The organism is Cellulomonas sp. IC4_254 (genome assembly GCF_011603975.1).
GTDB lineage: Bacteria > Actinomycetota > Actinomycetes > Actinomycetales > Cellulomonadaceae > Cellulomonas.
The window spans coordinates 1-21,880 of record NZ_JAANNB010000043.1 but is presented as its reverse complement, the minus strand read 5'-3'; the positions used below and the strand labels follow the sequence as shown (position 1 = coordinate 21,880).

The following is a 21,880-nucleotide window of genomic DNA, read 5'->3' as shown; positions in this document are numbered from 1 at the left end:
GGCTCGCGGCGGGCTTCGCGCCGCCACCGGCCGGGTAGGTGTCCCGCAGCTTGCGGACCACCGGCGGCTCGATCGTCGAGGACGCCGAGCGCACGAACTCTCCGAGCTCGTTCAGCTTGGTCATGAGGGACTTGCTGTCGACTCCGAGCTCCTTGGCGAGCTCGTAGACGCGGACCTTGGCCACATCTCTCCCTGTCTCGGCCCGCCCGGACAGGGTCGGACCGTCGTTAGTGCTGGGTACTCATCGCTGGGTACTCATCGGTGCGTGCTCATCGGGCAGCCATCGGCTCTTCGACCCGCTTTCCCTGTTCGACGGTGCACATGCCACCCCGGCGGGTTGCCCGGGCGGCGACGGTCCTCCTCACACCACCCCGAGGTGCTCCCGCACCGCGGACGTGTCCAGCGGCCCCGCGAGACGCAGGGCCCGCGGGAACGCACGACGGCGCTCGGCGAGCTCGAGGCAGTGAGGATCGGGGTGCAGCCAGGCACCCCGGCCCGGCAGCGCCCGGCGCACGTCGACCACGACCGCGGGGTCTCCCGCGTCCGTCGTCGCCGCGACCACGCGCAGCAGGACCGACCTCGGACCGGCGTTCCGGCACCCCACGCACGTGCGCACCGGGCCCACGACGACCTCCGCAACGTCGTCCGCTGCGTGGGTGTCGGGGTGGCGCCTGCTCGGCGAGGAGAGCCGGGCGTCCGGCCCAGCCGACCCCAGTCTAGCGCGCGACGTCACCCGACTCGACCGGCGGCGCCCCCGTCGGCCTCGGCCGACGGCGAACCGGCGGCCTGCGCCGCCTCGTGCGCCCCGTCGTGACCGCCGTCGGCGCCCTGCGCGTCGGACCGGATGTCGATGCGCCAGCCGGTCAGCTTCGCGGCGAGGCGGGCGTTCTGGCCCTCCTTGCCGATCGCGAGCGACAGCTGGTAGTCCGGCACGACCACGCGCGCCGCGCGGGCCGCCGGGTCCACGACCGTGACGGACAGCACCCGCGCCGGCGACAGCGCGTGCGCCACCATCTCGGCCGGGTCGTCCGAGTGGTCGACGATGTCGATCTTCTCGCCGTGCAGCTCCGCCATCACGGCGCGCACGCGGGCGCCGAGCGGGCCGATGCACGCGCCCTTCGCGCCGAGGCCCTGCACCCGCGACCGCACGGCCATCTTGGTGCGGTGCCCCGCCTCGCGGGCCAGCGCGGTGATCTCGACGTGCCCGTCGGCGATCTCCGGGACCTCCAGCTCGAACAGCTTGCGGACGAGGTTCGGGTGCGTGCGGGACAGGGTGATCTGCGGGCCCTTCGAGCCGCGCGAGACGTCGAGCACCAGCGCGCGGATCCGCTCGCCGTGCACGTACTTCTCCGTCGGCACCTGCTCGTGGGCGGGCAGCACGGCCTCGGTGCCGCCGACGTCCACCAGCACGACGCGCGGGTCGCGGCCCTGCTGGATGACGCCGCCGAGGACCTCGCCCTCCTTGCCGCGGAACTGCCCGAGCACCTGGTCGTCCTCGGCGTCGCGCAGCCGCTGCACGATCACCTGGCGCGCGGTGGCGGTCGCGATCCGGCCGAAGCCGGCCGGGGTGTCGTCGAACTCGGGACCCACGGTCGTGGTGGTCGGCGGGACCGCGGTCACGGTGCCGTCCTCGTCGTCCGCGGGCTCCGGCGCGTCCGGCGCGGGCACCACGGTGCGCTCGCGCGCCCACACGGTGACGTGGCCGGACCGGCGGTCGAGCTCGACCCGCGCGTCCGGGTGGGCGTCCGGCGTCCGGTGGTACGCGGACAGGAGCGCCTGCTCGATGGCCGAGACGAGCACGTCCAGGCTGATCTCGCGCTCCCGCTCGATGAGCCGCAGCGCCTGCATGTCGATGTCCACGATCAGTCCTCCCGGCCCTGCGGCCCGTCGGGGGCGGAGTCGCCGCCCCGTGCGTCGTCCTTGTCCCGGACCAGCTCCACCTCGACGCGGCCCTCGCGGACCTGCGTCAGGGGCAGGCGGACGGGCTCGCCGATCTTGGCCGGGCGGCCCTTGACGCCCGGCGTCTCGGGCGTCACCACCACGGCGTCCTCGTCGTCGGTCGCCCCGCGCTCCACGTCGACGACGCGGCCGGTGACCGACTGGCCGTCGACGAGCCGGAGCACCACGAGCCGGCCGATGGCCCGCGCGTAGTGCCGGCGGGCCACGAGCGGCGCGGTGGCCCCGCGGCTCGACACCTCCAGGGTGTACCGGTCGGGCAGGCCGTCCAGGTCGTCGAGCGCCGCGGACACGGCACGGGACACGTCGGCGACGCCGTCCAGGTCGACCTGCTCCTCGACGTCCTCGGCCGCGTCGAGCACGACGCGCACCACGGCCTGGCCGCCCTCGCGGCCCAGCTCGACGTCCTCCAGCCACAGGCCGGCGGCGGTCACCACCGGCTCGATGGTCTCCCGGATGCGCTGCGCGCTGGCGGGCGCGGGCATGTTGACCTCCTGTGTCGGTCCTCGGCGGGGTGCGGCCTCGTCGCGCGCACGCCGACACCGGGGACGTCGACGCTGTGTGGTTGTCGGTCCTGCACGGTGGAGCGGCGCGCGGTGCGACCGCGTGCTGCGACCAGCGTACTGACTCCCGGGCGCCGCACCCGCCGGACGGGCCCCGGACCGGGTGCGACGTGCGCGACACCGCGGACCTCGGGTCCGGTCGGGGGGCGCGCGGGCGTGGCAGGATCGCCCGCGATGCCCCGCACCGCCCCGCGCCCGTCCGCGCGCCCCGCACCCGTCCGGTCCCCGCGCGCCCGCGCCCTCGCGGTCACGCTGGCGCTCGGCACCGCCGCGCTGCTGTCGGGCTGCGGCCTGCGCCTCGAGACCGACCCGCCCGCCGAGCCCGTGCCCGACGCCGCGGAGCAGGTCCGGCGGGACGCGGTGGACGACGCGCTGGCGCTGGCCGCCGCGGCGGACGCCGCCGGGCCGGGCGCCGACGAGGACGTCGCGGGGGTCCTGGGGCTGGTCTCCTCGACGGCCGCGTCGCAGGTCGAGGCGCTGGGCGGGGTCTACGACTCCGGGCTGGCCGACGCGCCGGGCGCGACGCCCTCCCCCACGCCGTCGGCCACCGGCCCGGCCGCCACGCCCGCCGACGTCCTGGCGCTGCTCGGGGACGCCGCCTCCGAGGCCCGCGCCGACGCCCGCGCGACCGACGAGCCCGGCCTGGCCCGGCTGCTCGCGTCCGTCGCCGCGTCCCGCGCGCAGCTCACGGACCGGCTCGCGGGCGCGCTCGGCACCGAGGCGCCGCCGGTGGACGCGGAGCCCGAGGACGGCTTCACGGCCGGCGGCTCCGCGGACGGGTCCGGCTCCGGTGACGGCTCGGCGGCGCTGCCGTCGGCGTCCGGGACCGCGTCCGGCTCGCCCGGCCCGACGCCCGCGCCCACGTCGACCGGGGCCGCCGACGCGCTCGGCACGGACCTCGACCGCTCCGACGCGCTCGCGCTGGTGCGCGCCGAGGACCAGGCCGGCTACGGCTTCGAGGTCGCCGCCGCCCGGCTGTCCGACGACGCCCGGGCCCGCGCCCGCACCGCCGCCGCCGCGCACCGCGCCGCCGCGACCGCCTGGGCCGAGGCCGTCGGCGTCGCCGGCACCGCCGAGGACCCCCGGCGCGTGGCCTACGAGCTGGACGCGGACCTGTCCTCCGCCGAGACCGTGCGCGCCTTCGCGGCGGGGCTGCTGACCGACCTGGCCGCCGTGCACGCCGACGCGGTGCTCGAGACCGGCGCGTCGACCGCGGACCGGACCGCGGCGGTCGACGGCCTGCGCACCGCCGCCGTCGAGTCGCTGGCCTGGGGCGCGGCCCCGACGGCGCTGCCGGGCCTGCCGGAGCCCACGGCGACGCCGACGCCGACCGCGTCCGCGGGCTGACCTCCCGGACGCGGCGACGGCCCCGCACCTGGGGCGGGGTGCGGGGCCGTCGCGGCGCGCGCGGTCAGCGCGCGAGGAGCGCGTCCACCAGCTCGGCCACGCGGTCCGCGGCCTCGGCGACCGGCACCTGCTCGGCCTGCGGCCCGCCCTCGACGACGACCCGCGGCCGCACCTCGACCAGCCCGTCGGCGAGCCCGCGGCCCACGACGACGGTCAGCGGCACGCCCAGCAGCTCCGCGTCGGCGAACTTCACGCCGGGCGAGACCTTGAACCGGTCGTCGTACAGCACCTCGACGCCGCGGGAGTCCAGGGTCTGCGCCAGGGACTCCGCCGCCTCGAACACCGCCGCGTCCTTGCCGGTCGCGACGATCTGCACCTGCGCCGGCGCCACGCCGGCCGGCCAGGCGAGGCCGCGGTCGTCGTGGTTCGCCTCGGCCAGCGCCGCGAGCACCCGGGAGACGCCGATGCCGTACGAGCCCATCGTGACGACCTGGGACTTGCCGTTCTGGTCCAGCACGGTCAGCCCGAGCGCCTGGGCGTACTTGCGGCCCAGCTGGAAGATGTGGCCGATCTCGATGCCGCGCGCGAGCTCCAGCGGGCCGGAGCCGTCGGGCGCCTCGTCGCCGGCGCGGACCTCGGCGGCCTCGACCGTGCCGTCCGCGGTGAAGTCGCGGCCGGCCACGAGGTCGAACACGTGCTTGCCGGGCTCGTTCGCGCCGGTGATCCACCGGGTGCCCTCGACCACGCGCGGGTCGAGCAGGTACCGCACCGCGGTGCGGCCCTCGGCGTCGGCGGCCAGGCCCTCCGGGTTCGGGCCGAGCGCGAGCGGGCCGATGTAGCCCTTGACCAGCTCGGGGTGCGCGGCGAAGTCGGCCTCGACGGCGGGCTCGACCTCGGCCGGGGCCACGGCGGCCTCCAGGCGCTTGAGGTCGACCTCGCGGTCGCCGGGCAGGCCGACGACCAGCAGCTCGCGGACGCCGGTCGGCTGGACCAGCGCCAGCACGACGTTCTTCAGCGTGTCGGCGGCCGTCCAGGCGCGGTCCGGGCGCGCGAACCGCTCGTTCGCGACCGCGACCAGCGACTCGATGGTCGGGGTGTCCGGGGTGTCCTCGACGTGCGCGGCCGGGGCGTCGTCGTACGGCAGCGCCGGCGGCACGGGCGTCGTGACGGCCTCGACGTTCGCGGCGTAGCCACCGGGCGAACGCACGAACGTGTCCTCGCCGATCGCCGTCGGGTTGAGGAACTCCTCGGAGCGGGAGCCGCCCATCGCGCCGGACGTCGCCGCCACGATCACGTACTCCAGGCCGAGGCGCTCGAACACCCGCTGGTACGCGGCGCGCTGCGCGGCGTAGGAGGCCTCCAGGCCCGCGTCGTCCACGTCGAAGGAGTAGGCGTCCTTCATGATGAACTCGCGGCCGCGGATCAGGCCGGCGCGCGGGCGGGCCTCGTCGCGGTACTTGGTCTGGATCTGGAACAGCGTCAGCGGCAGGTCCTTGTACGAGGAGTACAGGTCCTTGACCAGGAGCGTGAACATCTCCTCGTGCGTCGGCGCGAGCAGGTAGTCGTTCTCGCGGCGGTCCTGCAGGCGGAACAGGTTCGGGCCGTACTCGGTCCACCGGCCGGTCGCCTCATAGGGCTCGCGCGGCAGCAGCGCCGGGAAGTGCACCTCCTGCGCGCCCGCCGCGGCCATCTCCTCGCGCACGACCTGCTCGACCTTGGCCAGCACCCGCAGGCCCAGCGGCAGCCAGGTGTAGATGCCGGGGGCGGCGCGGCGGATGTAGCCGGCGCGGACGAGCAGCTTGTGGCTGGCCACCTCCGCGTCGGCCGGGTCCTCGCGCAGGGTGCGGACGAAGAGCGTGGACAGGCGTAGCAGCATGGGCCGCAGCCTAGTGGGCGTGCCGGGTGTCGGACGCCTGGGCCACCATGGGTCCATGCCCGAGCTGCCCGAGGTCGAGTCGCTGGCCGCCTTCCTGCGCGAGCGCGCCGTCGGGCGCACCGTCGCGGGGGTCGAGGTCGGGGCGATCAGCGCCCTCAAGACGTTCCGCCCCGCGCCCGCCGACCTCACCGGCGGCACCGTCGTCTCCGCCGGCCGGCACGGCAAGTGGCTCGACCTCGGCATCGCGCCGCCGGCGGCGGGCGGCGGGCTCGGCGACCCGCTGCACCTCGTGTTCCACCTGGCCCGCGCGGGCTGGCTGCGGTGGTCAGAGCAGCTGCCCGCGACGCCCGTGCGGCCCGGGAAGTCGCCGCTCGCCCTGCGGGTCCGCCTGGACGACGGGTCGGGCTTCGACCTCACCGAGGCGGGCACCCGCAAGCGGCTCGCCGTGCACGTCGTCGCGGACCCGGCCGAGGTGCCGCAGGTCGCCACGCTCGGCGTCGAGCCGCTGTCGGAGGAGTTCACGCCGCAGCGGCTCGGCGCGCTCATGGCCGCGCGCAACCAGCAGGTCAAGGGGCTGCTGCGCGACCAGGGGACGATCGCCGGCATCGGCAACGCGTACTCCGACGAGATCCTGCTCGTGGCGCGGACCAGCCCGTTCGCGCTCACGCGGTCGTTCGACGCCGACGCGGTCGCCCGGCTGCACGCCGCGACGGTCGGCGTGCTGCGCGAGGCGGTGGCGACGGCCGCCGGCCGGCCCGCCGCGGAGCTGAAGGACGCCAAGCGCCGCGGGATGCGGGTGCACGGCCGCACGGGCGAGGCGTGCCCCGGGTGGGACGGCGTGCCGTGCGGGGACACCGTGCACGAGGTCTCGTTCGCCGACTCGTCGCTGCAGTACTGCCCCACGTGCCAGACGGGGGGCAAGCCGCTGGCCGACCGGCGGATGTCCCGGCTGCTGCGCTGACGGCCCGGCTTCACACCTCCCGCACAGGATCCCTCCCAGGGCTCTCCGCCCTCGCCGAGCGGCCCCCGCGGGACCTTCCCTAGCGTGGGGCGCATGCCCGAGACCACCAGGAGCGACCGCCCCGTCCGGCACAGCCGTGCCGTGCAGCGCCCCGCCCGGCACGTGCGCCGCAGCCGCGTCGGCGTCGGCCGGCGCGTCGCCCGGATCGCCGCCGCGACCGCCGGCGTGCTCGCGCTCGGGGGCACCACCGGGGCCGTCGCGCTGTACGCGCAGGTGCAGGGCAGCATCGACGCCGCCGACGTGGACCAGTTCCTCGGCGACGACCGCCCGACCGCGCCCGCCGAGCAGGACCCGGTCGACGGCTACGCCGGCCGGCCGCTCAACATCCTCGTGATGGGCACCGACCTGCGGGACGGCGAGAACGCGGAGATCGCCGGTGACGTCGACGGCATGCGGTCCGACACCACCATGCTCGTGCACCTGTCGGCCGACCGGAGCCGGGTGGACGTGGTCTCGATCCCCCGCGACTCCCTGGTCGACATCCCGTCCTGCACGCTCGAGGACGGCAGCACCACCGAGCCGCGGGCGGACACGATGTTCAACGACGCGTTCCACATCGGCGGCGGCGACACCGAGAACCTCGCCGCGGCGGCGGCCTGCACCCGGCGCACGTTCGAGCAGAGCAGCGGGCTGCGCACGGACGAGAGCATCGTCGTGAAGATGGACGGCGTCCGGGACGTCATCGACGCCCTGGGCGGCGTGCCGATGGACCTGCCGGAGGCGATGGACTCCCCGAAGGCCGGCCTGCACGTGCCCGCCGGGCCGCAGACCTTCGACGGCACCACCGCGCTGCAGTTCCTGCGCGCGCGCACCGGCACCGGCAACGGGCTCGAACTGGGCTCGGACCTCGCGCGCATCGAGCGGCAGCAGCAGCTCGTCGACGCGCTGGCGGCCCAGGTGCAGGGCGCGGGCCTGCTCTCCGACCCGGGCACCCTCATGCCGGTGCTCACCTCCGTCACCCGGTCGCTGTCGGTCAGCGAGGGCCTCGCGGACGTGCGGGACCTCGCGGGCCTGGCGCTGACCCTGCGCGACGTCGACCCGGCGACCCTGCAGCCGGTGACCGTCCCGGTCGCCGAGGCGCCGCAGGACCCCGACCGCGTGGTGTGGACCTCGCAGGCGCAGGACCTGTGGGACCGCCTCGCGGCCGACCAGCCGCTGACGGACGCGCCCACGGCCACGGCCGGCACGACCGCCGGCGCCTGACGGGGTCGGCCGCGGACCGCCGGCCGGCTAGAACAGCACCGTCGCGTAGGTGCCGACGCGGCGGAAGCCCACCGCGCGGTACGCCGCGAGCGCCCGCTCGTTGTAGTGGTTCGCGTACAGGGACACCGTCGGCGCGACGTCGCGCCGCGTCGCCACGACCACCGCGGCCATCCCGGCCTCGGACAGCCGCTCCCCGCGACGCGTCGGCTCCACCCAGACGCCCTGCACCTGGGCGACCCCGCCGGCGACCGCGCCGAGCTCGGCCTTGAACACCACCTGCGGCGCCCCGTCGGCACCCGGGTCGACCCGGACGAACGACCGGCCCTCGCGCACCAGCGACCGCACGCGGGCCTCGTACGCCCCGCCGGTGCCGCCGATCGGCGAGTAGCCGACCTCCTCGGTGAACATCCGCACGCACGCCGGCAGCACCAGCTCGTACTCCTCGGGCACCGACCGCCGGACCGCGGGGTCGGGCGCCAGCGCCGGGTCGCCGTCGATGACCATGGACGGCTGCTCCGCGCGGACCTCGCGGACGACGCCCCACGCGGGCGCGAGCCGCTCCCAGAGCGGCAGCACGGCCTCGGCGTCGCCGACCACGGACGAGCAGCGCCGGCCCTGCGCCCGGCCCATCGCCGCGAACGCGTCCAGAGCCGCCGCCCGGACGGTCGCGTCCGGCGCCACCGGCACCAGGTTCGCGCCCGCCCAGGCGATCGCGACCAGCGCGCCGTCGACCTCGTAGCCCCACAGCTGCCCGCCGGACCGGCGCAGCCCCACGACCGCGGCCTGCTCCAGCCGGGTGGTCGCGAGCACGGCCGCCACCGGGTCCCGCGCGCACAGCGCCAGCGCGCGCGGGAGGTCGGCGTCGGCCAGCACCCGCGCGCCGCCCGTGCCCGCCGGCGGCCGCCCCGCCGCCAGGTCCTCCCAGAGCCCCCGCACCGGTGTCAGCCCACCGTCACCACGGGGCCGCCGGGGCCGTCGCCGACCGGCTCCATGCTCGCGGCGATCCGCATCGCCTCGTCGATCAGGGTCTCGACGATCGCGGACTCGGGCACGGTGCGCACGACCTCGCCGCGCACGAAGATCTGGCCCTTGCCGTTGCCGGACGCCACGCCCAGGTCGGCCTCGCGCGCCTCGCCGGGGCCGTTCACGACGCAGCCCATCACGGCGACCCGCAGCGGCACCTCCAGGCCCTCCAGCCCGGCGGTGACCCGCTCGGCGAGGGTGTAGACGTCGACCTGCGCCCGCCCGCACGAGGGGCAGGAGACGATCTCGAGCTTGCGGGGCCGCAGGTTCAGCGACTGCAGGATCTGGATGCCGACCTTGACCTCCTCGACCGGCGGGGCGGACAGCGACACCCGGATCGTGTCGCCGATGCCCTTGCTCAGCAGCGCGCCGAACGCGGTGGCCGACTTGATCGTCCCCTGGAACGCCGGGCCGGCCTCGGTCACGCCGAGGTGCAGCGGCCAGTCGCCGCGCTCCGACAGCAGCTCGTAGGCGCGCACCATCACGACCGGGTCGTTGTGCTTCACGGAGATCTTGAAGTCGTGGAAGTCGTGCTCCTCGAACAGCGACGCCTCCCACACGGCGGACTCGACCAGCGCCTCCGGCGTCGCCCTCCCGTACTTCGCGAGCAGCCGCGGGTCGAGGGAGCCGGCGTTCACGCCGATCCGGAGGGAGACCCCGGCGTCCTGCGCCGCGCGGGCGATCTCCTTGACCCGGTCGTCGAACTTCCGGATGTTGCCCGGGTTGACCCGCACCGCCGCGCACCCGGCGTCGATCGCGGCGTACACGTACCGCGGCTGGAAGTGGATGTCCGCGACCACCGGGATCTGCGACTTGCGCGCGATGGCCGGCAGCGCGTCCGCGTCGTCCTGCGTCGGCACCGCCACCCGGACGATGTCGCAGCCCGCGGCGGTCAGCTCGGCGATCTGCTGCAGGGTCGCGTTGACGTCGGACGTCAGCGTCGTCGTCATCGACTGGACGCTGACGGGAGCGTCACCCCCCACCTCGACCTTGCCCACGCGGATCTTCCGGGTCGGGCGGCGCGGGGCCAGCACCGGCGGAGGAGCCTCCGGCATGCCCAGGCTGATGGGGGTGCTCACCGGGCCATCATCGCACCGCACCGGCCGGGTGCGCCCGAGCGGCGCGGGGTCAGCCGAACGTGATCGGCGCGACGATGTCCGCGTACGCCAGCAGCAGGCCCATCCCGCCCAGCACGACGAACACCGCGAGCGCCACCGGCTGCAGCCGCGCGGCGTCGGCCGGACGGGGCCGCGGCAGCTTCCGGAGCCGGGCGACCTGCCGCTTGAGCCCCTCCCACAGCGCCGCGGCCACGTGGCCGCCATCCAGCGGGACCAGCGGGATCAGGTTGAACACGAACAGCGCGATGTTGAGCGACGCGAGCAGGCTGAGCATCCCGGAGACCCGCTCCGCGACCCCGACGCCCGCCGCGTCCGACGACGCGACCTCGCCGGCGAGCCGGGCCACGCCGACCGGGCCGAGCACGCCCTCGGCGCTGCGCTCGCCGTCGCCGAACGCGCTCTCGGCGATCCCCACCAGGTTCGCGGGCAGCGTGACGACCGCCTTCATGGTCTGCCACACGGCGTCCCCGGTCAGCTCCGCCACCTCCGACACCGGCTGGCGCTGCAGCTCGGTGCCGGGGCTGACGCCGAGGAACCCGACCTCGCGGGTCACGGGGTCGCCGGAGTCGTCCAGGACCGCCTGCCCGGCGTCGTCCGTCACGGGCCGCTCGGCGACCACCGGGGTGACGGTGAGCTCGACGCGCTCGCCGTCCCGCTCGACGACGACCGGCACCGCCTGCTCGCCCGACCCGCGGATGAGCCCGCTGAGCTGGTCCCACGACGTGATGGCCACGCCGTCGTACGCCAGCACGGTGTCGCCGGGCCGCAGGCCGGCCGCCGCGCCCGGGGCGGCCGGGTCGTCGGCGGCGCACTCGGTCGCGGTCGAGCCCGCCGGGAGCACGCACTGGCTCACCGAGGACAGCGTGGTGCTCGCGCCCTGCACGCCGATGCCGACCAGCACGACGGCCAGCAGCACGACCGCGATCAGCAGGTTCATCACCGGCCCGCCGAGCATGACGACGAGCTTCTTCGGCGTCGACAGCCGGTAGAACGCGCGGTGGTCCTCCCCCGGGCGGATCTCCTCCGCGCTGGCCTCGCGGGCGTCCGCGGCGATCCGGCTGAAGAACCCGCGCACCGGCGGGTTCCCGACCGCCTCGGGGGTCGGGTACATGCCGATCAGCCGGACGTAGCCGCCCAGCGGGATCGCCTTCGCCCCGTACTCCGTCTCGCCCTTCGTCCGGGACCACAGCGTCGGGCCGAAGCCGACCATGTACTGGCTCACGCGCACGCCGAACCTCTTGGCCGGCACCATGTGCCCGACCTCGTGCAGCGCGATGGACACGAGGATGCCCACCACGAGCACCACGACGCCGATCGCGTAGGCCATGCGGGTCTCCGTTCAGTGCGGCTGGCCGCCGAGCGGGTCGGCTCGGCGCGGGTGGGACGACCCCCCATCCTGCCCTGGGATCCTGGGCGCCGGCTGGACGTCCGCCGTGCCGTCCTGCCGGGCCGGCCCGGCGTCGCCGTCGACGGCCACCCGGTCCCGGCCCGCGCGCTTCGCGCGGTACATGAGCGCGTCGACCCGGCCGATCGCCGCCGCGGGCTCCTCGCCCGGGCACAGCGCGGTGACGCCGAGGCTCGCCGTGACCTCCACCGGCGCCTCCGCCCGCACCGCGCCAGGCACCGCGGCCCGGAGCCGCTCCGCGAGCGCGCGGGCGTCGGCGGCACCCGTGCCGGGCGCCACGACGAGGAACTCCTCGCCGCCGAGGCGGGCCACGAGGTCGCCGGACCGCACGTGCTGCTCCAGGGCGCGCGCCACCGCCACCAGCACCCGGTCGCCGACGGTGTGGCCGTGCACGTCGTTCACCGCCTTGAACCGGTCGAGGTCCAGGTACACGAGCGCCACGTCCAGGCCCGAGCCCACGACCCGGGCCTGGTACGCGAGCTCGTCCTCCAGGCGCCGGCGGTTGGCCGCCCCGGTGAGCGGGTCGCGGTAGGCCATCTCCCGCATCGAGGCCGCCTCCGCGCTGGCGTGCTCGGCCACCTGGAACGCCCGGGCGGCGTGCTCCTTCGTGCGCGACAGCACCCACACCATCGCGGCGAGCACCGCCAGGTAGACCGCGTACCGCGCGAGGTCGACCGCGTGCTGCCGCGTGCCGGCGTCGGCCGGCCCGAGCGCGAGCCCGGCCCAGCCCACGGCCAGCGTGGCGACCACCACCGCACCGGCGTGCAGCGCGGCGAACCGGGTCGGGAACACGAGGTAGCCGATCACCACGAACAGGGCCAGGCCCATGAACGTCGTCGGGAACAGCGCGTCCCAGCCGCCGCCCGCCGCCGTGCCCAGGCGGCTGCCCATCGTGGACAGCCACAGCGCGTCCAGGCCCAGCAGCACCACCCGGGACACCGGCACCGTCGCGGCGGGGCGCCGCAGGACCAGCCACGCGAACAGCAGCACGACCGCCAGCAGCACCGGCGAGGCCGCGCGCAGCAGGGCGTCGTCCCAGCGCAGCACCGCGACCACCACCACGGACACCGCGCCGAACAGCAGGCACACCAGCAGCACGCGCCGGATCAGGCCCAGCGTCGGGTCGCCGGACCGCCGGGCGACCGGCAGGTCCCGCGGCGGCGGTGCGGGTGCGGACATCGCGGCTCGTTCCGGGCGGCCCGGGTGGCGCCGGGGAGGGACTCGTCGTGGCACGGTACCCCGCGGCGCGGCGGGTCGGACGGGCTCGGGCGGCCGGTCACCCGCCGGATCACCCGTCCGGCGACCGCCTTGCGCCGTCCGGGGCGAACCGTGACGATCGGTCGGACGGCCGAGGACCCCGGGAGGCGACGTGGACGGCGCGCACGAGGCGGGGGCCGGCCCCGGGGACGGGGCCGTGGTCCTGCGGTGGAGCTCCGACGGGGAGCCGTCGTCGCGGTCGCTGTGGGCCGACCTCGCGGACGCCGCGGGCCCGCGGCCGGCGCGGGACCCGCTCGACGGCGACACCACCGCCGACGTCGTCGTGGTGGGCGCCGGGCTGACCGGCCTGTGGACCGCGTACTACCTCCTCGAGGCGGACCCGGCGCTCGACGTCCTCGTGGTCGAGCAGGACGTCGCCGGCGCCGGGGCCAGCGGGCGCACCGGCGGCTGGTACGGCGCCGGACCGGCCGCCGCGGCCGCCCGGATCGCCGCTGAGCACGGGGCCGACGCCGCGCGCGCCGCGCGGGCCGCGCTGCGCGACGCGGTCGTCGAGGTGGGCGGGGTGGCAGCGGCCGAGCAGGTCGACTGCGACCTCGCCGTCGGCGGCCTGCTCACCGTGGCGCGCACCCCGGCCCAGCTCGCGCGGCTGGTCGCCGAGGCCGAGTCCGCACGGGCCTGGGGCGACGAGGCCGAGGAGCTCGACGCGGACGACGTCGGCACGCTCGCGCGCGTCCCGGGCGCGCTCGGGGGCACCCTGGTGCCGGACATCGGACGGCTGCAGCCGGTCGCGCTGGTCCGGGGGCTGGTCGACGTGCTCACGGCCCACGGCGCGCGCGTCGTGGAGGGCACCCGGGCGGTGCGCCTCTCCCCCGGCGCCGTCGTCACCGACCAGGGCACCGTGCGCGCCCCGCTCGCGGTCCGGGCCACCGGCGACGGCGCCCCCGCGGGCGCCCGGCACGCCCTCGCGACCGAGCCGCTGCCCGCCGACGTCTGGGCGGCGGTCGGCCTGCGCCGCGGCGTCGTGCTCGCGGACGGCACGCACCGCCCCGTCCGGGCGCTGCGCAGCGCCGACGACCGGCTCGTGCTCAGCCTGCGCACCGCGCGACGACCCGCGGCGGTGTCCGGGCGGGACCCCGCCGCCGTGCGCCGGCTGCACCGCGCCCTGGCCCACCTGCTGCCCGACGGCGTCACCGCCCGCACGACCCACGCGTGGGGCGTCGCCCTGGCGGGCGGCCCGGTGCCGGCGCTCGGGTTCGACCCCGGCACCGGGATCGCGTGGGCGGACGCGACCGGCGACGACGGCGTGGCGGCGGGCAACCTCGCCGGGCGGACGCTCGCGGACCTGCTCACGGGGTCCGACGGGCCGCTCACCCGGCTGCCGTGGGTGACCCGGGGTGCGACCGCGCGGCCGCGCGCGTCGGCCGCCCACCGGCTCGCGGACCGTGCCGCCGCGGCGGCGCGCGCGGGCGCGGCGGCGCTGGCGGACCGCGAGGAGCGGGTCACCGGCCGGCCGAGCCGCCTGGCCGGGGTCGTCGGGGCCGCGGGCGAGCGCTGACCCCGCGCGGGCTCAGCGGGCGGCGACCCGTTCGCGCGCCCGGGCCCGGGCCCAGTCCTCGGCGGCCCGCACGTCGGCGACGTCCCGCACCGGCCCGCCCTCGTGCGCGGCGAGCACGTCCTCGACGGTCTCCACGATGCCGAGGAACCCGAGCCGTCCGGCGAGGAACGCCGCGACGGCCTCCTCGTTGGCCGCGTTGTAGACCGCCGGGTGCGTCGCCGACGCGGCGACCGCCGCCCGGGCCAGGGCGACGGCGCCGAAGGTGTCCTCGTCCAGCGGCTCGAAGTCCCACCGCCCGGCGCGGGTCCAGTCGACGGGCGCCGCGGCGTCGGGCAGCCGGTCGGGCCAGGACAGCCCGAGCGCGATCGGCAGCCGCATGTCCGGCGGGGACGCCTGGGCGATCGTGGACCCGTCGGCGAACTCCACCATCGAGTGCACGACCGACTGCGGGTGCACGACCACCTGGATGTCGGCCACCGGCACGTCGAACAGCAGGTGCGCCTCGATGAGCTCCAGCCCCTTGTTCACCAGCGTGGCGGAGTTGATCGTGACGACGGGGCCCATCGACCAGGTGGGGTGCGCGAGCGCCTGCGCGGGCGTCACGTCCGCGACCTCGGCCCGGGTGCGGCCCCGGAACGGCCCGCCCGACGCGGTGAGCACGAGCCGGCGCACCTCGGAGCGCCGCCCGCCGCGCAGGCTCTGCGCGATCGCGGAGTGCTCGGAGTCGACGGGCACGACCTGCCCGGGGCGCTGCACGGCCACCCGGACCAGCGGACCGCCCGCGACCAGCGACTCCTTGTTGGCGAGCGCCAGCACGCTGCCGGAGCCGAGCGCCGCGAGCGTGGGACCCAGCCCGACCGACCCGGTGATGCCGTTCAGCACCACGTCGGCCCCGCGGGCCGCGAGCTGGGACGCCGCGTCCGGGCCGGTGAGGACCTCGACGCCGACCTGCCGCAGCCCCGCCTCCGCCGACGCCCGCACGACCTCCGCGAACACGGTCCCGGCGGCGTCCGGGTCGGCCACGGCGACGGTCTGGACGCCGAGCGCCACCGCCTGCCGGGCGAGCGCGACGGGGTCCGAGCCCCCGGCGCTGATCCCGGTGACCCGGAACCGATCCGGGTTCCGCGTGATGACGTCGGCGGCCTGGGTGCCGATCGAACCGGTGGAGCCGAGCAGGACGACGGTGCGCGCGTTCATCCGCCCCATCCTGCCCGAGCGGAGGTCACTCCGCGGCGAGCAGCACGTCCACGGCGCGCTCGAGGAACGCGTCGACCGGCCCCTCGGCGTAGGCGCGGGCGCCCTTGCGGCGGGTGAACACCGCGGAGCGGACCTCCTGCGCGCTGAGCGGGGCGTTCGTGTCGAAGTACGCCACGAGCCGGTCGCACAGCGCGTCGACCTCGGCGGCGTCGTAGCCCGGCTGGCGGCCCTTCGGGTGCGCGAACCGCTCGCCCGCGGGGCGGGTCAGGCGGCCGTAGAGCGTGCGGGCCTGCTCGGCGAGCGTCTCCATCCACGCCTGGCGTCCGCGGTCGGCGATGAAGTCGGCGCGGGACCGGGCGACGAACGCCGCCTCGAGGCGGTCCAGGGCGGCGTCCACGGCGGTGGTCGAGTACCCGTGCCGCACGAGGTCGAACGCCACGGTCCGCACGTCCCGGCTGGACAGCGCGCCCGCGGGCCCCTGCTCGTAGACCGTCCGGGCGTGCGTGAAGAAGTCGTCGACCTCCTCGGGGTGGTACCCCGTCCGCATCCCGGTGACCCGCCGGAACATGGCGCCGCCGCTCATCAGTCCTCCTCAGCCGCCAGCTGGCCGCACGCACCGTCGATGTCGGACCCACGGGTGTCCCGGACGGTGGTCGGGATGCCGTGTGCGCGCAAGCGTGCCACGAACTCCTGCTCCACCGCGGGATCGCTCGCCGTCCACTTCGAGCCCGGCGTCGGGTTCAGCGGGATGGGGTTGCAGTGCACCCAGCCGCGACCGCGCCGGTTGAGCTCGGTGCCGAGCAGGTCGGCGCGCCACGCCTGGTCGTTGATGTCGCGCATGAGCGCGTACTCGATGGACACCCGCCGGCCGGTCGCCTGGAAGTACTCGTGGGCGGCGTCGATCGTCTCCGCGACGCTCCACCGGGTGTTGATCGGCACCAGCTCGTTGCGGAGCTCGTCGTCGGGGGCGTGCAGCGACAGCGCCAGCGTCACCGGGATGCCCTCCTTCGCGAGCTTGCGCATCGCGGGCACCAGGCCGACCGTCGAGACGGTGATGTTGCGCGCGGACATGCCCAGGCCGTCCGGCACCGGCGCGACCATCCGGCGCACCGTCTCCATCACCGTCTTGTAGTTCGCGAGCGGCTCGCCCATGCCCATGAACACGACGTTCGACAGCCGGGTCGGGCCGCCGGGGACCTCACCGGCCTCCAGCGCGGCGGCCGCGGCGCGCACCTGCTCGACGACCTCCGCTGTCGACAGGTTGCGGGTCAGGCCGAGCTGGCCGGTCGCGCAGAACGGGCACGCCATGCCGCAGCCGGCCTGGCTGGACACGCACAGCGTCGACCGGTGCGCGTACCGCATGAGCACGGACTCGACCTTGGCGCCGTCGAACAGGTGCCAGAGCGTCTTGACCGTGGTGCCGCCGTCGGCCTGCAGCGTGCGCGCGGCGGTCAGCAGCGGCGGGAACAGCGCCTCGACCAGCTTGTCGCGGCTCGCCGCGGGCAGGTCGGTCATCGCCGCCGGGTCGACGGTCAGGTGGCTGAAGTAGTGCGTCGCGAGCTGCTTGGCGCGCAGCGGCTTCTCGCCGAGCGCGGTGACGGCCTCGACCCGCTCCTCGGGCGTGAGGTCGACGAAGTGCTTCGGCGGCTTGCCGCGGGCCCCGCGGGTCGGGGCCGACAGGTTGAGTGCGACGGGCGTGGCGCTCACGCGGTCCTCCTCGGGGGCGTCGTGATGATGGTGTCGGATGGTGCTGGGTGCCGGCTGGGAGCCGGCGGTGCGTGCCCGGGCCGCGTCCGGCGTCAGCCGCCGGCGACGGGCTGGAGCGCCTCGAGCAGCAGGTAGACGACCGGGGCCGCCAGCAGCATCGAGTCGATCCGGTCCAGGATGCCGCCGTGCCCCGGCAGCAGGGTGCCCATGTCCTTGAGCTCGAGGTCGCGCTTGATGAGCGACTCCCCCAGGTCGCCCAGCGTCGCGACCACGACGGTGGCCACGCCGAGCAGCGCGCCCACGGCCGGGTCGCCGTCGAACATGAGGTGCACGCCCAGGACGCCGACCACGGAGGCCAGGACGACCGAGCCGAGCAGGCCCTCCCAGGTCTTCTTCGGGCTGACCGACGGCGCCAGCGGGTGCCGGCCGATCAGCACGCCGACGACGTAGCCGCCGGTGTCGTTCGCGACGCAGAGCAGGATGAACAGCGCCACCCGCAGCGCGCCGTCCTCGGCCGCCAGCATCAGCATGACGAAGCCGGCCATGAGCGGCAGGTACGCCGCCGCGAACACGCCCGAGGTCGCGTCCCGCACCGCGCGCGGGCCGCTGCCGTCCAGCACCCGCCAGACGACGATGCCGCCGACGGTCAGGACGAACGCGACGAACAGCGCCTCCATCCCCGCGACGTACGCGGAGACGAGGATGCCCACGTCGCCGACGAGCAGCGGCAGCACGGGGATGTGCACGCCACGGCGGGCGAACGCCTGCGCGAGCTCCCAGAGCCCGGCGCCCACCGCCGCGACCGCGATGAGGCCGAACACCTCCTTGCGGACGAACAGCGAGGCGGCGACGAGCACGAGCAGCCCGAGGCCGACGGCGACGGCGACGGGCAGGTCACGCCCGGCACGCGAGGTGCCGGGCGCCGGGGCGACGGCGGGATGGGACGACATCAGACCTCGAGGAGCTCGGTCTCCTTGGAGGACAGGAGCTGGTCGACCGTGTCGACGTGCCGCTTGGTGACGGCCTCGAGCTCCTTCTCCGCGCGCACGACCTCGTCCTCGCCGGCCTCGCCGTCCTTGACCAGACGGTCCAGCTCGTCCTTGGCGCGGCGGCGCACGTTGCGCACCGAGATGCGGGCGTCCTCGGCCTTGGTCTTCGCGAGCTTCACGAACTCCTTGCGCCGCTCCGTGGTCAGGGCGGGCAGGGTCACGCGGATGACGTTGCCGTCGTTCGTCGGGTTCACACCCAGGTCCGAGTCGCGCAGCGCCTTCTCGATCCCCTGCATCGACGACTTGTCGAACGGGGAGATGAGGATGGTGCGCGCCTCGGTCACGTTGAACGACGCCAGCTGCTGCAGCGGCGTCGGGCTGCCGTAGTAGTCGACCGTGATCTTGTTGAACATCGCCGCGTTGGCACGACCCGTGCGGATCGCGGCGAAGTCCTCCTTGGCGACCTCGACGGCCTTGTCCATCTTCTCCTCGGCCTCGAGGAGGATCTCGTCGATCACGGTTGCTCCTTACGTTCTGGTCCAGCGGGTGCGGTGCGGCCGGGCGGGGCGCCGGCGCGAGGGGTCAGTCCTCGGTGACCAGCGTCCCGATCTTCTCACCCCGGAGCACGCGGGTGACGTTGCCGGCCTCCTCGAGCCCGAACACCCGCATGCGCACGCCGTTGTCGCGGCACATCGACAGGGCGGTCGAGTCCATCACGCCGAGCTCCTGCACGATCGCCTCGGTGTAGGTCAGGTGGTCGAGCTTCGTCGCGGTCGGGTCGGTGCGCGGGTCGGCGGTGTAGACGCCGTCGACGCCGTTCTTGCCCATGAGCACCTCGTCGCAGTGCGTCTCGAGGGCGCGCTGCACGCAGACGGTGTCGGTGGAGAAGTACGGCATGCCGGCGCCGGCGCCGAAGATCACGACGCGGCCCTTCTCCATGTGCCGGATGGCCCGCAGCGGGATGTACGGCTCGGCGACCTGGCCCATCGTGATGGCGGTCTGCACGCGCGTGTCCACGCCGGCCTGCTCCAGGAAGTCCTGCAGCGCCAGGCAGTTCATGACCGTGCCCAGCATGCCCATGTAGTCCGCGCGGGCCCGGTCGAGGCCGTTCTGGGCCAGCTCGGCCCCGCGGAAGAAGTTCCCGCCGCCGCAGACGATGGCGACCTGCACCCCGTCGGCGACCGCGGCCGCGATCTCGGCGGCCACCCGGCGCACGACGCCGGCGTCCAGGCCGATGGACCCGCCCCCGAACGCCTCGCCCGACAGCTTCAGCAGCACCCGCCGCGGCTGGGTCTCGGTCATGGGGTACCTCCAGGTCATCGGCGGGGTGCTGCGGGGATCTCGCGCCGGTGGCCCCGGCCCATCAGGGCCGGGGCCACCGGGTGTGGCGTCGTCAGGCGCCGACGCGGAACCGCACGAAGCCGGTCACGGTGCCGCCGACCTCGGCGAGCACCTGGGCGATCGACTTCTTCGGGTCCTTCGCGAACGGCTGGTCCAGGAGGACGACGTCCTTGAAGTAGCCGTTGAGGCGGCCCTCGACGATCTTCGGCAGCGCGGCCTCGGGCTTGCCCTCGTTGCGGGCGGTCTCCTCGGCGATGCGGCGCTCGTTCTCGACCGTCTCGGCCGGGACCTCGTCGCGGGTCAGGTAGGACGGCGAGAACGCGGCGACGTGCGTCGCGATGTCGCGCGCCACCTCGGCGCCCTTGGCGTCGGTCGCGACGAGCACGCCGACCTGCGGGGGGAGGTCCTTGTTCACCTTGTGCAGGTAGACCGAGACCTTCTCGCCGGCGACGCGGGCCACGCGGCGCACGACGACCTTCTCGCCCAGCACCGCGGCGGTCTCGTCGACGACGTCCTGCAGCGACTTGCCCTCGACGTCCGCCGACAGCAGCGCGTCGGCGTCCCGGGCGCCGGAGGCGACCGCCGTGGCGAGCACCTTCTCCGACAGGGTGATGAACGTGGCGTTCTTGGCGACGAAGTCCGTCTCCGAGTTCACCTCGACGATCACGCCGACCTCGTCCTCGCCGTCGCCGGCGGTCACGACCTCGGCCGCGACCAGGCCGTCGGAGGCCGAGCGGCCCTCGCGCTTGGAGACGCCCTTCAGGCCCTTGACGCGGATGATCTCGAGCGCCTTGTCGGCGTCGCCCTCCGCCTCCTCGAGCGCCTTCTTGACGTCCATCATGCCGGCGCCGGTCTTCTCGCGGAGCGCCTTGATGTCGGCCATGGAGTAGTTGGCCATCTGTTCCGTCCTAACTCGTCAGTACGTGCGATCGGCGGACCGGGTCACTTGGACTCGGCGTCGCCCTCGGACTCGGCGGCGGCGGTCTCGGTGGCCTCGACCTCGGTCGCGGCGGCCTCGGCGGCGGCCTCGACGGCCGGAGCGGCGTCCTGGCCGGGGGTGGCAGCACCCTCGGCGGCGCCGGCCTCGCCCGCGGGGGCCTCGTCGGCGGTCGCCTGCGTGGCGGCCAGCGACTCCTCGGCACCGGCCAGGAGCTCGCGCTCCCACTCGGCCAGCGGCTCGGACTCGGCCGACGCGGCCTCGGCGCCACCCTGGCGGCCGCCCGAGTGACGCTGCAGCGTGCCCTCGGCAGCGGCGTCCGCGATCACGCGGGTCAGCAGCTGCACGGCGCGGATCGCGTCGTCGTTGCCCGGGATCGGGTAGTCGACGACGTCCGGGTCGCAGTTGGTGTCGAGGATCGCGACGATCGGGATGCCGAGCTTGCGCGCCTCGTCGACGGCCAGGTGCTCCTTGTTGGTGTCCACGATCCAGACCGCGGACGGGGTCCGGGTCATGTCGCGGATGCCGCCCAGCGTCTTCGCGAGCTTGTCCTTCTCGCGACGCATGATGAGGAGCTCCTTCTTCGTGTACGCGCTCCCCGCGACGTCGTCGAAGTCGATGAGCTCGAGCTCCTTGAGGCGCTGCAGGCGCTTGTTCACCGTCTGGAAGTTGGTGAGCATGCCGCCCAGCCAGCGCTGGTTGACGTAGGGCATCCCGACACGGGCGGCCTGCTCGGCCACCGGCTCCTGGGCCTGCTTCTTCGTGCCGACGAACAGGATGGTGCCGCCGTGGGCGACCGTCTCCTTGACGAAGTCGTACGCGCGGTCGATGTAGGACAGCGACTGCTGCAGGTCGACGATGTAGATGCCGTTGCGCTCGGTGAAGATGAAGCGCTTCATCTTGGGGTTCCAGCGGCGGGTCTGGTGCCCGAAGTGGACACCGCTCTCGAGCAGCTGGCGCATGGTCACGACGGCCATGGTGGTCCTTCCGCGCGCCCGCGTCGGGGGCGCGCACAGTGATCGCGGGCCCGCCTCGGCGCGCCCGCTCGTCCGGTTGTCGGCGCCTCCCGACCGGGAAGCACCCCTGGCGCCACGCCCTTGCCGACACCGGGACCCGTGGGTCCCGGACCGCTGCCGGCGCCGGCCCTCCGCACGCACCTCTCCCGCCGGGGCGGTGGGGGTGTGGGCGTCGGTGATGACGCGCGATGTCGACCGGCACGTACCGGTCGCAAGAGGAAGTCTACCGGACGGGCACCAGGCCCCGGACCGGCGGCGGGGACGGGGCGGCGTGACGTGCGCGACGCACGCCGGCGGGGCGTTGCGGTGCGGTGGTGCGGTGCCCGTCGTGCGGGGTGCGAGTCCTCCACAGGCGCGCGGGCGCGTCGCGTCCCCAGTCTCCCCCTCCCCGGGGCCACGCGCCGCCAC

General features: G+C 75.7%; 21 protein-coding genes. 4 read left to right on the top strand and 17 right to left on the bottom strand.

The window, feature by feature from the left end; genetic code table 11:
* From G6556_RS06695 to rimP, 4 genes are all read right to left on the bottom strand, one after another.
* Window positions 1–184 (bottom strand): translation initiation factor IF-2 N-terminal domain-containing protein (locus G6556_RS06695; RefSeq protein WP_166939697.1); only part of this gene is annotated, 184 nt, incomplete at its 3' end.
* Window positions 185–361: 177 nt separating this feature from the next.
* The gene (locus tag G6556_RS20175; RefSeq protein ID WP_308281618.1) at window positions 362–562 is read right to left on the bottom strand and encodes a YlxR family protein; all 201 of its coding nucleotides are present in this window, start codon (window positions 560–562) and stop codon (window positions 362–364) included.
* Window positions 563–729: 167 nt separating this feature from the next.
* Window positions 730–1,860, bottom strand: coding sequence for a transcription termination factor NusA (gene nusA / locus G6556_RS06685; protein ID WP_166939693.1), 1,131 nt, complete (start codon window positions 1,858–1,860; stop codon window positions 730–732).
* Between the two features lie 2 nt (window positions 1,861–1,862).
* Window positions 1,863–2,441, bottom strand: a complete 579-nt coding sequence (gene rimP / locus G6556_RS06680) for a ribosome maturation factor RimP (protein WP_166939691.1) — start codon at window positions 2,439–2,441, stop codon at window positions 1,863–1,865.
* 252 nt (window positions 2,442–2,693) lie between these two features.
* Here rimP and G6556_RS06675 point away from each other — a divergent pair, with 252 nt between their 5' ends.
* Window positions 2,694–3,866, top strand: a complete 1,173-nt coding sequence (locus G6556_RS06675; protein ID WP_166939690.1) for a DUF4439 domain-containing protein — start codon at window positions 2,694–2,696, stop codon at window positions 3,864–3,866.
* A gap of 64 nt (window positions 3,867–3,930) precedes the next feature.
* On the opposite strand, the gene G6556_RS06670 is transcribed toward G6556_RS06675, so the two are convergent.
* The gene (locus tag G6556_RS06670; protein WP_166939688.1) at window positions 3,931–5,742 is read right to left on the bottom strand and encodes a proline--tRNA ligase; all 1,812 of its coding nucleotides are present in this window, start codon (window positions 5,740–5,742) and stop codon (window positions 3,931–3,933) included.
* Window positions 5,743–5,797: 55 nt separating this feature from the next.
* Between G6556_RS06670 and G6556_RS06665 the strand changes: the two genes are divergently transcribed.
* Together G6556_RS06665 and G6556_RS06660 are read left to right on the top strand one after the other, a co-directional pair.
* The gene (locus G6556_RS06665) at window positions 5,798–6,703 is read left to right on the top strand and encodes a DNA-formamidopyrimidine glycosylase family protein (RefSeq protein WP_166939687.1); all 906 of its coding nucleotides are present in this window, start codon (window positions 5,798–5,800) and stop codon (window positions 6,701–6,703) included.
* Window positions 6,704–6,796: 93 nt separating this feature from the next.
* Window positions 6,797–7,966 carry an LCP family protein gene (locus G6556_RS06660; RefSeq protein ID WP_166939686.1) on the top strand — a complete coding sequence of 390 codons (1,170 nt, stop codon included), beginning with the start codon at window positions 6,797–6,799 and terminating at the stop codon, window positions 7,964–7,966.
* A 27-nt stretch (window positions 7,967–7,993) separates the two neighbouring features.
* On the opposite strand, the gene G6556_RS06655 is transcribed toward G6556_RS06660, so the two are convergent.
* From G6556_RS06655 to G6556_RS06640, 4 genes are all read right to left on the bottom strand, one after another.
* A complete protein-coding gene (locus G6556_RS06655; RefSeq protein WP_346774760.1) occupies window positions 7,994–8,902 on the bottom strand; it encodes a DUF4081 domain-containing protein in 909 nt (302 codons plus the stop codon).
* Between the two features lie 5 nt (window positions 8,903–8,907).
* The gene (gene ispG, locus G6556_RS06650) at window positions 8,908–10,044 is read right to left on the bottom strand and encodes a flavodoxin-dependent (E)-4-hydroxy-3-methylbut-2-enyl-diphosphate synthase (RefSeq protein WP_166939699.1); all 1,137 of its coding nucleotides are present in this window, start codon (window positions 10,042–10,044) and stop codon (window positions 8,908–8,910) included.
* A gap of 73 nt (window positions 10,045–10,117) precedes the next feature.
* A complete protein-coding gene (locus tag G6556_RS06645) occupies window positions 10,118–11,434 on the bottom strand; it encodes a site-2 protease family protein (protein WP_166939685.1) in 1,317 nt (438 codons plus the stop codon).
* Between the two features lie 12 nt (window positions 11,435–11,446).
* Window positions 11,447–12,691 carry a GGDEF domain-containing protein gene (locus tag G6556_RS06640; RefSeq protein WP_166939684.1) on the bottom strand — a complete coding sequence of 415 codons (1,245 nt, stop codon included), beginning with the start codon at window positions 12,689–12,691 and terminating at the stop codon, window positions 11,447–11,449.
* 190 nt (window positions 12,692–12,881) lie between these two features.
* On the opposite strand from G6556_RS06640, the gene G6556_RS06635 reads away from it, so the two are divergent.
* The gene (locus G6556_RS06635) at window positions 12,882–14,285 is read left to right on the top strand and encodes an FAD-binding oxidoreductase (protein WP_166939683.1); all 1,404 of its coding nucleotides are present in this window, start codon (window positions 12,882–12,884) and stop codon (window positions 14,283–14,285) included.
* Between the two features lie 12 nt (window positions 14,286–14,297).
* Here the strand turns inward: G6556_RS06635 and dxr are convergent, their stop codons facing one another.
* From dxr to rpsB, 8 genes are all read right to left on the bottom strand, one after another.
* Complete coding sequence (gene dxr / locus G6556_RS06630) at window positions 14,298–15,482, bottom strand: 1-deoxy-D-xylulose-5-phosphate reductoisomerase (RefSeq protein WP_166939682.1); 1,185 nt, start codon at window positions 15,480–15,482, stop codon at window positions 14,298–14,300.
* A gap of 25 nt (window positions 15,483–15,507) precedes the next feature.
* Window positions 15,508–16,065: a DivIVA domain-containing protein gene (locus G6556_RS06625; RefSeq protein WP_166939681.1), complete on the bottom strand. Its 558-nt coding sequence runs from the start codon at window positions 16,063–16,065 to the stop codon at window positions 15,508–15,510.
* Complete coding sequence (rlmN, locus tag G6556_RS06620) at window positions 16,065–17,189, bottom strand: 23S rRNA (adenine(2503)-C(2))-methyltransferase RlmN (RefSeq protein ID WP_166939680.1); 1,125 nt, start codon at window positions 17,187–17,189, stop codon at window positions 16,065–16,067. Before rlmN ends, G6556_RS06625 begins: the two co-directional genes overlap by 1 nt.
* Window positions 17,190–17,281: 92 nt before the next feature.
* Window positions 17,282–18,139 carry a phosphatidate cytidylyltransferase gene (locus tag G6556_RS06615; RefSeq protein ID WP_166939679.1) on the bottom strand — a complete coding sequence of 286 codons (858 nt, stop codon included), beginning with the start codon at window positions 18,137–18,139 and terminating at the stop codon, window positions 17,282–17,284.
* Window positions 18,139–18,696, bottom strand: a complete 558-nt coding sequence (gene frr, locus G6556_RS06610) for a ribosome recycling factor (protein ID WP_166939678.1) — start codon at window positions 18,694–18,696, stop codon at window positions 18,139–18,141. Before frr ends, G6556_RS06615 begins: the two co-directional genes overlap by 1 nt.
* Before the next feature lie 64 nt (window positions 18,697–18,760).
* A complete protein-coding gene (gene pyrH / locus G6556_RS06605; RefSeq protein ID WP_166939665.1) occupies window positions 18,761–19,480 on the bottom strand; it encodes a UMP kinase in 720 nt (239 codons plus the stop codon).
* A 91-nt stretch (window positions 19,481–19,571) separates the two neighbouring features.
* Window positions 19,572–20,417, bottom strand: a complete 846-nt coding sequence (gene tsf, locus G6556_RS06600) for a translation elongation factor Ts (RefSeq protein ID WP_166939663.1) — start codon at window positions 20,415–20,417, stop codon at window positions 19,572–19,574.
* 44 nt (window positions 20,418–20,461) lie between these two features.
* Complete coding sequence (gene rpsB / locus G6556_RS06595; RefSeq protein ID WP_166939661.1) at window positions 20,462–21,433, bottom strand: 30S ribosomal protein S2; 972 nt, start codon at window positions 21,431–21,433, stop codon at window positions 20,462–20,464.
* Between the last annotated feature and the right edge of the window lie 447 nt (window positions 21,434–21,880).

Coding starts and splice junctions, on each gene's coding strand:
- rimP (WP_166939691.1), bottom strand. CDS start 2,441: ATGCCCGCGCCCGCCAGCGCGCAGCGCATCCGGGAGACCATCGAGCCG.
- G6556_RS06675 (WP_166939690.1), top strand. CDS start 2,694: ATGCCCCGCACCGCCCCGCGCCCGTCCGCGCGCCCCGCACCCGTCCGG.
- G6556_RS06670 (WP_166939688.1), bottom strand. CDS start 5,742: ATGCTGCTACGCCTGTCCACGCTCTTCGTCCGCACCCTGCGCGAGGAC.
- G6556_RS06665 (WP_166939687.1), top strand. CDS start 5,798: ATGCCCGAGCTGCCCGAGGTCGAGTCGCTGGCCGCCTTCCTGCGCGAG.
- G6556_RS06660 (WP_166939686.1), top strand. CDS start 6,797: ATGCCCGAGACCACCAGGAGCGACCGCCCCGTCCGGCACAGCCGTGCC.
- ispG (WP_166939699.1), bottom strand. CDS start 10,044: ATGCCGGAGGCTCCTCCGCCGGTGCTGGCCCCGCGCCGCCCGACCCGG.
- G6556_RS06645 (WP_166939685.1), bottom strand. CDS start 11,434: ATGGCCTACGCGATCGGCGTCGTGGTGCTCGTGGTGGGCATCCTCGTG.
- G6556_RS06640 (WP_166939684.1), bottom strand. CDS start 12,691: ATGTCCGCACCCGCACCGCCGCCGCGGGACCTGCCGGTCGCCCGGCGG.
- dxr (WP_166939682.1), bottom strand. CDS start 15,482: ATGAACGCGCGCACCGTCGTCCTGCTCGGCTCCACCGGTTCGATCGGC.
- G6556_RS06625 (WP_166939681.1), bottom strand. CDS start 16,065: ATGAGCGGCGGCGCCATGTTCCGGCGGGTCACCGGGATGCGGACGGGG.
- G6556_RS06615 (WP_166939679.1), bottom strand. CDS start 18,139: ATGTCGTCCCATCCCGCCGTCGCCCCGGCGCCCGGCACCTCGCGTGCC.
- pyrH (WP_166939665.1), bottom strand. CDS start 19,480: ATGACCGAGACCCAGCCGCGGCGGGTGCTGCTGAAGCTGTCGGGCGAG.
- tsf (WP_166939663.1), bottom strand. CDS start 20,417: ATGGCCAACTACTCCATGGCCGACATCAAGGCGCTCCGCGAGAAGACC.
- rpsB (WP_166939661.1), bottom strand. CDS start 21,433: ATGGCCGTCGTGACCATGCGCCAGCTGCTCGAGAGCGGTGTCCACTTC.